The 12,848-nt window shown below is 64.9% G+C and carries 10 protein-coding genes; 4 read left to right on the top strand and 6 right to left on the bottom strand.

Features of this window, described 5'->3' with window-relative positions; all coding sequences use genetic code 11:
• Window positions 1-5 precede the first annotated feature (5 nt).
• The 3 genes from MTX23_RS09045 to MTX23_RS09035 all read right to left on the bottom strand — a co-directional run bounded on the left by MTX23_RS09045 (window position 6) and on the right by MTX23_RS09035 (window position 2,582).
• Window positions 6-626 (bottom strand): hypothetical protein, encoded by a 621-nt coding sequence (locus MTX23_RS09045; protein ID WP_280976284.1) that lies wholly within the window; start codon window positions 624-626, stop codon window positions 6-8.
• Window positions 627-802: 176 nt separating this feature from the next.
• Window positions 803-1,492, bottom strand: coding sequence for a methyltransferase domain-containing protein (locus tag MTX23_RS09040; RefSeq protein ID WP_280976283.1), 690 nt, complete (start codon window positions 1,490-1,492; stop codon window positions 803-805).
• A gap of 34 nt (window positions 1,493-1,526) precedes the next feature.
• Window positions 1,527-2,582 (bottom strand): glycosyltransferase family 1 protein, encoded by a 1,056-nt coding sequence (locus MTX23_RS09035; RefSeq protein ID WP_280976282.1) that lies wholly within the window; start codon window positions 2,580-2,582, stop codon window positions 1,527-1,529.
• 136 nt (window positions 2,583-2,718) lie between these two features.
• Between MTX23_RS09035 and MTX23_RS09030 the strand changes: the two genes are divergently transcribed.
• Window positions 2,719-4,098 (top strand): TAXI family TRAP transporter solute-binding subunit, encoded by a 1,380-nt coding sequence (locus MTX23_RS09030; protein WP_280976281.1) that lies wholly within the window; start codon window positions 2,719-2,721, stop codon window positions 4,096-4,098.
• A gap of 33 nt (window positions 4,099-4,131) precedes the next feature.
• On the opposite strand, the gene MTX23_RS09025 is transcribed toward MTX23_RS09030, so the two are convergent.
• Complete coding sequence (locus MTX23_RS09025; protein WP_280976280.1) at window positions 4,132-4,374, bottom strand: hypothetical protein; 243 nt, start codon at window positions 4,372-4,374, stop codon at window positions 4,132-4,134.
• Complete coding sequence (locus MTX23_RS09020) at window positions 4,359-5,342, bottom strand: acyltransferase (RefSeq protein ID WP_280976279.1); 984 nt, start codon at window positions 5,340-5,342, stop codon at window positions 4,359-4,361. The genes MTX23_RS09025 and MTX23_RS09020 overlap by 16 nt, the downstream gene beginning before the upstream one ends.
• A 250-nt stretch (window positions 5,343-5,592) precedes the next feature.
• On the opposite strand from MTX23_RS09020, the gene MTX23_RS09015 reads away from it, so the two are divergent.
• From MTX23_RS09015 to MTX23_RS09005, 3 genes are all read left to right on the top strand, one after another.
• Window positions 5,593-6,282 carry a L,D-transpeptidase gene (locus MTX23_RS09015; RefSeq protein WP_280976278.1) on the top strand — a complete coding sequence of 230 codons (690 nt, stop codon included), beginning with the start codon at window positions 5,593-5,595 and terminating at the stop codon, window positions 6,280-6,282.
• A gap of 220 nt (window positions 6,283-6,502) precedes the next feature.
• On the top strand, window positions 6,503-8,071 hold the full coding sequence (locus MTX23_RS09010; RefSeq protein WP_280976277.1) for a DUF4403 family protein: 1,569 nt from the start codon (window positions 6,503-6,505) through the stop codon (window positions 8,069-8,071).
• 122 nt (window positions 8,072-8,193) lie between these two features.
• Window positions 8,194-9,408: an ABC transporter substrate-binding protein gene (locus MTX23_RS09005; RefSeq protein ID WP_280976276.1), complete on the top strand. Its 1,215-nt coding sequence runs from the start codon at window positions 8,194-8,196 to the stop codon at window positions 9,406-9,408.
• A gap of 171 nt (window positions 9,409-9,579) precedes the next feature.
• Here MTX23_RS09005 and MTX23_RS09000 read toward each other — a convergent pair whose 3' ends face one another.
• A complete protein-coding gene (locus tag MTX23_RS09000) occupies window positions 9,580-12,642 on the bottom strand; it encodes a glycoside hydrolase family 38 C-terminal domain-containing protein (RefSeq protein ID WP_280976274.1) in 3,063 nt (1,020 codons plus the stop codon).
• Window positions 12,643-12,848 lie beyond the last annotated feature (206 nt).

The raw sequence follows: 12,848 nt of genomic DNA, 5'->3' as shown, positions 1-12,848 counted from the left end.
AACGGTCAGGCAGCGTGCTTGACGTGCTTCTCGAGGCCCGGATCGATCAGTTCGCCCTTCAAGAGAAACAGCGGCGCCTTGTGATAGAGCTTCAGGTCGTTGAAGGGGTCGGTGATGATCTTGGTCATCCAGACGAGGCCGGTCTCGACATCGCGGATGAAGAACAGGTGGATGGTGCGGAACAGCAGACCACCGATGCCGACCACGAGCCAGATCTTGGCCACCTGGCGGGCGAAGTCGGTCATCGTGACCCACGGCTTGAACAGGCCGAACAGCGTCGGATCGAAGTACAGCACCATCGGCGAAGCCGCCCAGATCGCCATCAGCACGACCTTGCGCTGCAGATTGTAGCCGACCTTGATGTCCTCCTTGTGCTCGTGGGTCGCCTGGTTGACGTGGTCGTAGCCCTTCGGCTCGAAGAAGAAGTGACCGGCCTGGCGCGAGGTCATCGAGACCAGCCAGCCGACCAGCGCCGACACGACGGGATCGAAGAACAGCATGACATAGGCAAACAGAAAGCTCAGCGCGCTGACGAAGTGCAGGCTCTGGTTGATCCGGCTGTGATGATAGTAGCGGTGGTCATCCCAGCGCTGGGTACGCAGCTCTTGCAGGAAATTCTTGATCATTGGTTCCCCCAACATCTTTCGGAACTTGGTTTACAGGGATTCGATGTAGCGTGTGTGACATCATCATAATGACATATGACAATGCGGAGCGACGCCTTGACGCAACGGATGCGGCCTCGTCGCGAGGCGCCCGGACAGGCCAGACGCCTCGAAGGATTAAGGATCGGCCGAAAGCCCTAGGCGGCCTTGGCCACGTCCGCCTTGCGGAAGCGAACCAGCGAGAAGTGACCGAGCGGCGGGATCAGGCGGCGCTCGGCGAGCTCGATGCCGCGCGCCCCTGCCAGCCACTTGGTGTAGCGCGACCAGGCGAACTCGGCGGTGCGGAAGCCGAGCGGACGCACCACCGGCTGCAGCGTCTGCTCGATGAAGCGGCGCACGCCGGCATCGGCGCTGACGCGGGTCAGGATGATCAGCTCGCCGCCCGGGCGCACCACGCGCGCGAACTCGTCGAGCGCGGCTTCCGGATTCGGCACCGCCGACAGCACATACTGCGCCATCACCACATCGAACGAATTGTCGGGAAATTCGAGCTTCTCGGCATCCATCACCGCGAGCCCCTCGACATTCTTCAGGCCATACTCGGCGACGCGCTTCCTGGCCTTTTCAAGCATCGCTTCCGAGATGTCGGTGCCGAAGATGCGCACATTCTGACCATAGAGCGGCAGCGAGATGCCGGTGCCGACACCCACCTCGAGCACTCGGCCGCCGATCTTGTTGGTGGCCTGGATCGCGGCCTGCCGGCCCTTGCTGAACACGCCGCCGAACACGAGATCGTAGATCGGCGCCCAGCGGTCATAGGCCTGCTCGACCGTCTCGCGGTCGAAGTCCAGGGTGCGGTTGGCGTCCAGCTTGATGATATCAGCCATAAGATAGTCTCTCGTCTCTCGTTCGATTGAGCTGTTAATTCGGAACCGCGGTCCGGCCGGCGACGCGGCGGGCGGGTCGCGGCGCGCGGCTCGGCTGCAACGTGGCCAGATTGCCGATGAACTGACGCGCACTGTTTTCCCAGGAGCGCTCCAGCGCGAAGTTGCGACAGGTCTCGCGCGACATGGTCAGCGCCCGCAGGCAGGCGCTGCGCAGGTCGTTGTCGATCGCCCCGATCGGATGATCGGCGATGACATCCTTCGGGCCGGTGACCGGGAACGCCGCCACCGGCGTGCCGCAGGCCAGCGCCTCGAGCTGCACAACGCCGAATGTATCGGTGAGGCTTGGAAACACGAAGACATCGGCGGCGGCAAGATGCGAGGTCAGGTCCTGGCCCTTCTTCTCGCCGAGGAAAACCGCGTCGGGATATTTCAGTTCCAGCGCCGCCTTCTGCGGGCCGTCGCCGACCACGACCTTGGTACCGGGCAGGTCGAGCGACAGGAAGGCCTCGAGATTCTTCTCCACGGCGACGCGGCCCATGGTCATGAAGATCGGCCGCGGCAGTTCGAGCCTGGCCGGCTGGTCCGGATTGAACAGCTTGGTGTCGACGCCGCGGGTCCAGAAGCCGAGCTTGCGGAAGCCGCGTTCGGTGAGTTCCTGCCGCAACGAGTCGGTCGCGACCATCGTCATCGATGCCGCGGCGTGGAAGTGGCGCAGCACGGCGTAGCCGACGCTGTCGGGAATCCCGGTGCGCACCGACACATATTCCGGGAAGCGCGTCGTGTACGATGTCGTGAAGGCGAGCTTGTTGCGCCGGCAATAGCCGCGCACCGCCCAGCCGATCGGCCCTTCGGTCGCGATGTGAATCGCCTCGGGCGCGGCCTCCTCGATCCGGCGCGCGATCTCGCGCCGGTTCGGCAGCGCCACGCGCAGGCCGGGATAGGTCGGCACGCCGATCGACCGAAAGCCGTCGGGGGTCAGGAAGGTGATCTCGGCGCCGAGCCCGGCCGCGCTGCGCGCCAGCGAGGTCAGCGTCCGGACAACGCCGTTGACTTGCGGATGCCAGGCGTCGGTCGCCACGAGTATGCGCATAGCACGAGATCCAGATCGTTAACTTGATTCTGCTCGCACGACGTTCTGACATTGATGTTTCAAACGTATGACGTCATCGAAATGTAAGGTTCTTTTTCAACCGCAGGGCGCCGGTTTCGTGTAACGTGACAGTAAGATGTCAGAGCAGAGTGGAAGTCTCGGTGCGGCGCGCCGCAGGGTCAGGCGAAGAAACTCGTCGCTGCTGATCCTCGCGGCCGGCATCTTCGTGTTCGGCCTCGCCGCCGGCGCGCTCTATTACGCCTTGCGTCCGGTGACGTTGCGGATCGCGGTCGGGCCGCCCGGCAGCGACGACGTGAAGCTGATCCAGGCATTCGCGCAGACCTTTGCGCTGGACGGCAGCGCGGTGCGGCTGAAGCCGGTCACGACGCAGGGCGCTTCCGACAGCATCGCTCAGTTCGCCGCGAACAAGGTCGACCTCGCGGTGGCGCGCGGCGACCTCAATCTGCCGACGGCCGCCGAGTCGGTTGCGATCCTGCGCAAGAATCTCGTTGTGCTGTGGGCGCCGTCAGGCACGAAGGGCGGGAAGCGGTCGGCGAAGATCAAGAGCATCGACGACCTTGCCGGCCACAAGATCGGCGTGGTCGGTAGCACCCAGGCCAATGTCACACTGCTCCGCGTGATCCTGATCGAATCCGGCGTCAACCCCGACAAGGTCACGGTCAGCCAGTTCCCTATCACCCGGATTTCCGAGCTTGCGCACGACGCCTCACTCGATGCCTACATGACCGTCGGCCCGCTCGCCAGCAAGGTGACGGCAGACGCGATCGCGGCAACGGCGGCCGCGCGCGGCGAACCGAAATTCCTGCCGATCGAGGTCTCGGAGGCGATCGCGCAGAAACATCCGCTCTACGAGTCCGAGGAGATCGCCGGCAGCATCTTCTCGTCGTCGCCGGCGCGGCCCGCGGACAAGGTCGAGACAGTTGCGGTCAACCATCTGATCGTCGCGCAGCACAAGTTGCATGAAGCCACCGTCGGCGCGCTGGTCCGCCAGCTCTTCACCCTGCGCTTCCAGGTCGCCCGCGACGTGCCGGCCGCCGCCAAGATCGAGAAGCCCGACACCGACAAGGATGCGGCGCTGCCGGCGCATCTGGGCGCCGCCGCCTATATCGACGGCACCGAGCGCACCTTCCTCGAGAAGTATTCGGACTACATCTGGGGCGCGATCCTCCTGCTCTCCGGCCTCGGATCGGCCGGCGCCTGGCTGCGCCATTACGTCAAGCGCAACGAACGCGAGCAGTACATCACCCATCGCGACAACCTGCTTGAGCTGATCGCGAAGGTCCGTGGCGCCGAAACGGCGGAAGACCTCGCGACGATGCAGGCCACGGCCGATGCCCTGCTGCGTGAAGCGCTCGACTGCTACGACGACGGCGCGATCGAGGAAGGCGATCTTTCGGTGATCGGCCTGACGCTCGAGCAATTTCATCACGCCGTCGCCGACCGCCGCGCGGCGATCGGCGGCGACAAGCCGGGCCTGCCACGGATGCGCGCGTAAGCAGACCACATCCAGAGCGCGCCTGCGACGTCGTCAGGATGCCGCGGATCGCTTGGCCGCAAGGCCGAGCGGGGTCATACCCTGGAGCGTCTCGACCGCATCCTCCGGCTCGAGCCGCTTGCGCGCCACGAAGGAGAAGCGGCTGCGGAGCTTCAGGATCGGCTTCCCGATCCAGTGCCAGGAGAACGCCGCGAACATCGTGATCAGCAGCAGCGCGACGGCGAACTGAACGATCAATGGCGCGTGCGGCAGCCACACCTTCACCACCTGCTGCATGGGAAATCCATACAGGTAGATCCCGTAGGAATAGTCGCCCTTGGAGAACAGCGGCAGGCGCGCAGCTTCGATACTCCGAGGAATGCGGTGATGTAGACCAGCGCCGGACCAACCAGGGCATTGAGCACAGGCTGGGTCATCCAGTCTGCCGGTCCGAGGAGCGCGACCACCGCGCAGAGCGCGCAACAGGCGGCCAGAATGCGCCCGTCATAGGGAATGCGGTTGCGATAAAGATAGATCGCGATGCCGAGCATGAAGGCGACCGGCAGCTTGGCGCCGCGGCCGAGGAAGGGCGTCGTGCTGAAGATCTTGTCGTGGAGCGAGCCGGCGACTCCGGCGGGCAGCTGCGAGGGTTGCGCCGTATGCCCGGTGACCTGGAGCGCAACGCCGATCCCCACCAGCACGACAGCACCGAGAACGATGGCCGACGGCTTGCGCAGCAGCCCGAACACGATGAACACCGTCATCAGCGCGTAGCAGCCATATTCGAACGGGACAGTCCAGAGCGAGCTGTTGACCTCCGGCGCTGGATTGCCGGCGAACACGCCCGGCAGGACGTAATTCACTAGGCCAACGATGTTGGTGAAGTATTTGTAGGTGCCGGCGCTGCTGAAATAGTCCGACAGCGGCAGCGCGGTGAAGATCGGTCCGAGGATCAACGCCGAAAGCACGATCTCGACCGCGAGCGCGGGAATGATCCGCATTCCGCGATTGACCAGAAATTCCTTCAGGCTGAGCCGCAGGCCGCTCGCGGCGATGAGAAATCCGCTCAGCGCGAAGAACATCACGAGAATAGCGTATTGCGGAAACCAGACGATCCACATCTGCTCGGGCGCGCCGCCGCCCGTCGCGACATAGGGCGTATGGGCGCCAACCACCGAGATCGCCAGCGAGATACGCAGGAAATCGAACCCCGGACCGAAGCCTTTTTGCTGATCCAGCATGCTGCCGATCGAGGGGCCCTGCATTATTTCGTCTCCGTCCTCAAACCACGCGTTGAGACAGCAAGGGCCGTGCCAAGGAAATTTGTCCTGAGCTGGTACACCTCCCGGTAACTTTGGCTTAACCGCGGGACGGAACACGCGCGAAACAATTCCCTAACGCCACGAAACCATTTTGGCGATTTCGTGCAAACGTCCTGAAACGCCTCGCCTGTATTGACTTGCAGCAACGACGCGCCGGAACCGGCGCGCACGGCGCAAACAACAGGGGTCGACAATGTTCAATTCCATGAAGCTGAACTCGCGTCTCGCTGCCGCCGCTCTTGGTGCGCTGGCGATTGGCACCGTTGGCTGGTCCGCTTCCGCGACAGCCGCTCCGCTGCCGATCTTCCCGTTCATCCTGATGCCACCGACCGAGGCCGCGCCGCCGCCGGTGCAATCGGAGCCGCAGGTTCGGGATGAAGACCGCACCGCCGAACTGCCGGCCCGGCTGCGCCGCCAGATCGTCGACTATCCGACCCGCGAGGCGGCCGGCACCATCATCATCGATACCCCGCACACCTACCTTTACTATGTGCTCGGTGGCGGCCGCGCGATCCGTTACGGCATCGGCGTCGGCCGCGACGGCTTCACCTGGTCCGGCACCCAGACCATCACCAAGAAGGCGGAGTGGCCGGACTGGACCCCGCCGCCCGAAATGATCGCCCGCCAACCCTACCTGCCACGCCACATGGCGGGCGGCCCGGGCAACCCGCTCGGCGCCCGCGCCATGTATCTCGGCGGCACCGTCTACCGGATCCACGGCACCAACGCGCCGGAGACGATCGGCACCCACGTCTCCTCGGGCTGCCTGCGCCTCACCAATGCTGATGTCATCGACCTCTATTCGCGGGTCAGCGTCGGCACCAAGGTGATCGTGCTGCCGATGACCGACCGCCGCGCCGATCTCGGTGTGGCCGTCCGCTGAACCGGGCAGCTTCAGACATCAATGACGGCCCCGACGTCGCGCCGGGGCCGTTGTCGCATTGGTGATCGTTAACCGCTTCGCCCCCGCCATGTTAACCTCTTTGCCGCATTGAAGGCAGGCGACGCGTTCCGCCCCCGAGAGAGCTTGATCCGGCCACACTGGCGCCCTGCTCGGCAGGCCTGTACAAGCGGCGTCAGAATTCATTTCATCCGGGGGGATGATGCGTCTGCCGATGCATCCAAGGACGATATTGCTCGGGATCGTGGTGCTGGCGGTCTCGTTCGCGGTCAGCCTGAAGGCCATGGACTGGCTCGCGCCCCGTACCACGGTGCCGCAGCCGCAGCTCGCGCAACTGCCTCCGCTGCCGCCGGCGTCACGCTCGTCGACGATCGTGGCCAAGGTCGCCGTCGCGCTGTCGGCGATCCGCGACGCCGCCGAGCGCGGTGCCCCGAAGACGTTTGCCGGCAAGGCCAACAATCCGGTCTCGCAGATCCTGGAGAACGCCGACATCGGCTGGACCGCGTCGCGCGGGCCGATCGCGGTCACCGGCGCGCAGGACGTGTTGACGCTGGCGACCCCGATCAACGGAGCGCTCAAGGTCACCGGCTCGCTGTCGGCCAAGGCGAGCGGCGCGGTCGGCAACGCGCTCGGCAGCCTGCTCGGCGCCAATGTCGCCAAGCAGATCGGCGCGGTGAACATCAAGCAGATTAACGCCAACGCCGACATCAAGGGCAACGTCACCCTCACCTCGCGGCCGAAGCTCGGCGCATCGTGGCGGATCGAGCCGAACCTGCAAGCGCAGGTCAATCTCGACGACTCCAGCCTGTCGGCCGCAGGCGTCCGCGTCAGCGTGCCGGCCCAGGTGAAGCCGGTGATCGACAAGACAGTTGCCGATCAGATCGCCGCGGTGGAGGCGAAACTGCACAACGATCCCACCTTCGAGACCAACGCACGCGCCCAGTGGACAAAGGCCTGCCGCTCGATCCCGCTGCAGGGCACTGGCGGAACCTCGTCGATGCCGCCCATGTGGCTCGAGCTGCGGCCGACCCGCGTGATCGCGGCCCAGCCGAAGATCGATGCATCGTCGATGACCATCACCATGGGGGTCGAGGCCGAGACCCGGATCACGGAAACGCAGACCACCCCGAACTGTCCGTTCCCCGAAAAGCTCTCGATCGTGCCGCCGATGTCGAGCCAGGTCTCGATCGATCTGCCGGTCGACATGTCCTTCACCACGCTGACCCAGCTCGTCGAGGAGCAGCTCAAGAACAAGACCTTTCCGGAGGATGGTTCCGGCCCGGTCGATGTCACCGTCAAGCACGCGAGCGTCGCCGCCTCCGGCGACCGCCTGCTGATCTCGCTCCTGGTGCACGCCAAGGAGAAGAAGAGCTACTTCGGCTTCGGCGCCGAGGCCACCGTGTATATCTGGGGCCGGCCCCGCCTCGACCAGCAGGCGCAGACGCTGCGGCTGACCGATGTCGAGCTGGCGGTCGAATCCGAGGCGGCCTTCGGCCTGCTCGGCGCGGCAGCGCGCGCGGTGATCCCGCACCTGCAACAGACGCTCGCCGACCGGCTGATCGTCGACCTCAAGCCGTTCGCAAGCAACGCGCAGCGAAAGATCGCCGCCGCCGTCGCCGACCTGCAGAAGAACGAGGAAGGTATCCGCGTGGACGCCGACATCACCAGCATCCGCCTGGCCGGCATCGATTTCGATTCGAAGACGCTACGCGTGCTCGTGGAAACCGAAGGCACCATCAACGCCGCGGTGAGCGCCTTGCCGGCACGGTAGGGCGTGGGGCGCCCTCCGATACCGGCATGCTCAAAAAGTCGCCTTTGCGACAGGTTGCCACACCGGATAGAACGGGGCCCCGCGAAACCAGTCCTCACCAAGAAGTCAGGGAGAAAAACACGATGAAATCGCTCTTGGCCGCAGCGGCGGCCGGCCTTGCACTTGCTGCTTCCACCACCGCAGCCAACGCCCAGATCTCCGACAACGTGGTCAAGATCGGCGTGCTGACCGACATGTCGAGCCTCTACGCAGACGCCACCGGCAAGGGCTCGGTCGCCGCGGTCGAGATGGCGGTTGCCGATTACGGCGGCAAGGTGAAGGGCAAGCCGGTCGAGGTGATCGCGGCCGACCACCAGAACAAGCCCGACGTCGGCGTCAGCATCGCGCGCAATTGGTACGATAACGAGAAGGTCGATGCGATCCTCGACGTGCCGACCTCGTCGGTCGCGCTGCCGATCTCGGCGCTGACGCGCGAGAAGAACAAGATCAACATCAATTCCGGCGGCGGCTCCTCCGACATCACGGGTCCCGCCTGCTCGCCCAACACCGTCCACTGGACCTACGACACCTACGCGCTGTCGAACGTCGCCGGCAAGGCGATGGTCAAGCGCGGCGAGGATACCTGGTTCTTCGTCACCGCCGACTACGCCTTCGGCCAGGCGCTGGAGCGCGACGCGGCCAACGTCGTGAAGGAGAGCGGCGGCAAGGTCCTTGGCGACGTGCGGCACCCGCTGAACTCGTCGGACTTCTCGTCCTTCCTGCTGCAGGCGCAGGCCTCCAAGGCCAAGGTCGTGGCGCTGGCGAATGCCGGCGGCGACACCACCAACGCGCTGAAGCAGGCCGCCGAGTTCGGCCTGACCCAGGGTGGCCAGAAGATGATCGCGTTGCTGATGGAGATTACCGACACGCATTCGCTCGGCATCAAGGCAACCCAGGGCCTGATCGTCACCGACGCCTTCTACTGGGACATGAACGACGAGACCCGCGCCTTCTCGAAGCGCTTCTACGACAAGGTCGGCCACATGCCGACCATGATCCAGGCCGGGCTCTATTCGGCAACCATGCATTACCTGAAGGCGATCGAGGCCATCGGCACCGACGAGGCGCCGAAGGTAATGGCGCAGATGCGCGCAACCCCGATCAACGACTTCTTCGCCAAGAATGGCCACATCCGGATCGACGGCCGCATGGTGCACGACATGTACCTGTTCGAGGTCAAGAAGCCCGAGGAATCCAAGGGCGAATGGGACCTCTACAAGCTGATCGCCACCGTGCCGGGCGACGAAGCCTTCCGCCCGCTCGACAAGGGCGGCTGCCCGCTGGTGAAGAAGAACTGAGACAGGCCGCTTCTTTCTTCCCGAGCTTGAGTCCGGAGGGCGTGGATCTCTGATCGATCCACGCCCTCTTTCCGTTTCGACGACGGACTGAAAATCCCGGAGGACGATGAGATCAGGCTGGCCGCGGAGCCGGTTCACCTCTCCCCGGTCGGAGACCGCTTCAATCAGAATTCATCGTGACTGGAAGACCCGCAGCGTCGCGACCTGGAACGGACGCAGCAACAGGCGGCAAGTGCGGCCATCCATCGGCAGGGCCTCAATACGATCTTCCAGAACGTTGCTCATCCACACCGACGATATGTCGACACCGAATTCGAGGACGGCGTGGGCCTGAACGCCTGCGCTCTCATAGAGCCGCACCACCCAGCCATCGCCGTCCTCAGCCGGCTTGATCGTATCGACGACCACGTTGGACGGAGATCCGCTCAACAACGACTGCCGCAGCGGCTCGTGTGGCCGCCCCTTGATCCAGAGCACCGGACGCGCAAAGCGCAGGGCTCTGCCGACCGTGTCGGCAGCGCGCCAATCGCCCTCATGGGGATAGATCGCATAGCGCATGCGGTGATGGCCGATATCGGCCTTCGGATCGGGAGACACGGCGCCGCGCAGCAGCGTGAGCGCGAGCTGGTTGCCGAATGTGGAGTAGCCGTGCTTGGACACGCTGAACAGCGACACGCCAAAATCCGGCTCCGAAAGATCCGACCAGCGCTGGCCGGGGACCTCATACTTGGCGGCATCCGCATCCGTATTGGCGTGCGTCGGCCGTTCGGTCGCTCCGAACATGGTTTCATACGTCGCGCGCGATGCACGACAGGCGACGGGAAACATCACCTTCAGAAGCGTTCTCCGCTCTTGCCAGTCGACCGTCGTTTCGAACTCGAGGTGCCGTGCGCCGGCATCCAGACGGATCACCTGGGATAGCCGGCTCGCGCTCCCGAGCGCGCGCTCGAAACGAATCTCGCCGCGCAGCCCGCCGTCCGCCAGCACCTCGCAACTCACCTCGCCCGTCAGGTCGCGCGCGGTCTCCAGCGCAAACGGATCGATGTCCCAGGCCTCGAACTCGAGAGGTCTGTCGTCCAGCACGAGAAAGCGGGCTCCCGCTGAAGCGAAGGTTTCGCGGCCGGTCGGCAAATGGAGCAGCGATTGAACCAGGCCGGTGCGGTCCATGCGGGCCTTGAGCTGCGAATTCGACAGCACGAATCCATCGGGATCGGACGATATCGTCACTCGCTCGTCCGTCGTGATGGTCTCGCCTGCCGTGAACGGCGCGGCAACGACATAGCGGAGCGCACCGTCGGGATCGGACGCGACCTCGGCGCGCGAGCTGCCGAGCGTGTTGACCGGCGTCCAGCCACCGGGCTCGGGGTCGCTGAGCGCCGCCAGCAGCGCATGTGTACGGCGTTTGGCCTCTTCGTCGACGACGGCAAGATCGACCTCGGCCCGCTCGTAAACCTCGCGGATGCTGCTCCCGGGGATGATGTCGTGAAACTGGTTGACCAGCACCGTGCGCCACAGGCTTTCGATGTCCTCCGCCGAGGGCGCCGGTTGCTGCCATGCCCCCGCCAGCGTGGCGACGAATTCGAGCGCCTGAAGGCTCGCCTCGCAGGCGCGATTGAGGCGCTTGGTCTCCGCCTGCGTGGTGTAGGTGCCGCGATGATATTCGAGATAGAGCTCGCCCTCGATCGTGGCTAGATCCTCGGCGGACGTCGCCAGGCGATCAAAGAACTCGTCCACCGTGCGAATCCGGATCCTCGGCAGCCCCTGCAAATCCTTCGCGCGCTGTAGCGTCTCGAGCATCGTTTCATCGGCACCGCCGCCGCCGTCGCCATATCCGAACAGATAGAGCGCGTCGGCCGAACGGTCCGCGTCCTTGTAGTTGGCGGCGTGATAGCGAAGCTCCGCGACCTGCGCCGATCCATTGTAGGTGTCGGCGGGCGGGAAATGGGTCAGCACCATGCTGCCGTCGATGCCGCGCCAGTGGAAACTGTGATGCGGCGGCGAGGTGAACTTGTTCCAGGACAGCTTCTGGGTCAGGAAGCGCGACATTCCCGCCAGCCGCATGAGCTGGGGCAACTGGCCATCATAGCCGAACACATCCGGATTCCAGAACACGGTCGAGCGTCGTCCGAATGTTCGCTCGAAGTAGCGCTGACCATAAAGGAACTGGCGGCAGATCGACTCGCCCCACGGCAGGTTGCAGTCCGGCTCGATCCAACTGCCGCCCACTGGAATCCATTGTCCGGCGGCTGCCTTGGCGCGGATGCGCGCGAACAGGTCGGGATCGTTCTGTTCGATGACGGCGTATTGATAGGCCTGCGAGCAGGCGAATTTGAAATCGGGATAACGCTCCATCAGCGCAACAGCGGTCGAGAAGCTGCGTTGCGCCTTGCGCCGGGTTTCGTCCAGCGGCCATAGCCAGGCGGTGTCGAGGTGGGCGTGGCCGATCGCCGACAGTTCGTGGACAACGGTGCCGTTGCGTGCCGCGAGCAGGTCGCGCAGAATCTCTCGCGCCGCGCGCCATGTCGCGCGATCATCGGGATCGGCAAGATTGCAGACGCGGTTGAGGTCGTGCAGCAACCGGCCGGCCCATGTTCGGTCCAATGCCGGTTGCGCGACCTCGCCGACGCCGCCGTACGACCTGGGCTTGCTCGAAGGATCGCGGTCGGCTTCGAGCTGGCGAAGGACGTCGTAATCGACATAGAACGCCCAGGCCTCGGGATCAAAGCGACGCAGCTCGCAAGCCGCCAGCGCGTAGCCCTGCGGGTCGCCGCCGAAGGCGCCGAACAGGCCATTGCAGGCAACTTCGACGTAGAAGGTGAGACGCTCGCCGCCCTGCGCCGACTGTAACAGCGGCGCGGTGTGGCGGCCGGGATTGAGGCCCTGCGACGAGCGTCCGTCCAGCCAAAGCAGGGCTTCCGAGCGACTATCCCAATAGAGATCGACTCTTGCGCCGGTCCATGTCTCCGGCACCTCGGCCGCGACCCGCACCCAATACGTCGCCCAAAGCGGCCCGAGCGGCTGGCCCAATGAGCTCGGCCGGTAGTCCAGCTCGAGCGCTTCCGCGAGACTGATCCGTTCGGTTGGACCGGCAAGCTCGAGTGACGTGACCGGCACGCGATCGGCGTGAGTCTTGTCCAGCAGCCGCTGGGCGAAGCGCTCCAGTCGGCCGCGTGTGTACCTGGGGTAGCGCCCGCGAATCCGGGCGACCGCGGCGCTGCTACTATTGCGATCCATTTCGTCCATCGTGCTTCACCCGCATCAGGGACAAGATGCACGATCAACAACGGGCGGCGCAATCATCCCATGACCGTAGGCTCGGTTTCTGCAGACATTCGCCTCGGCCGACGGCCTGGTTGAGGACCTCGATCGCGCAAGCCAAGCCCCATCCGGCATGGCCGAAACCCGATTTAGCTGAAGCTGCAACGTCGCGGGCCTGGCCC

Origin of the sequence: Bradyrhizobium sp. ISRA436, from assembly GCF_029910015.1 — a bacterium.
In the GTDB taxonomy this organism is placed as follows: Bacteria; Pseudomonadota; Alphaproteobacteria; order Rhizobiales; family Xanthobacteraceae; genus Bradyrhizobium.
This window is presented reverse-complemented; position numbering and strand designations above follow the sequence as displayed.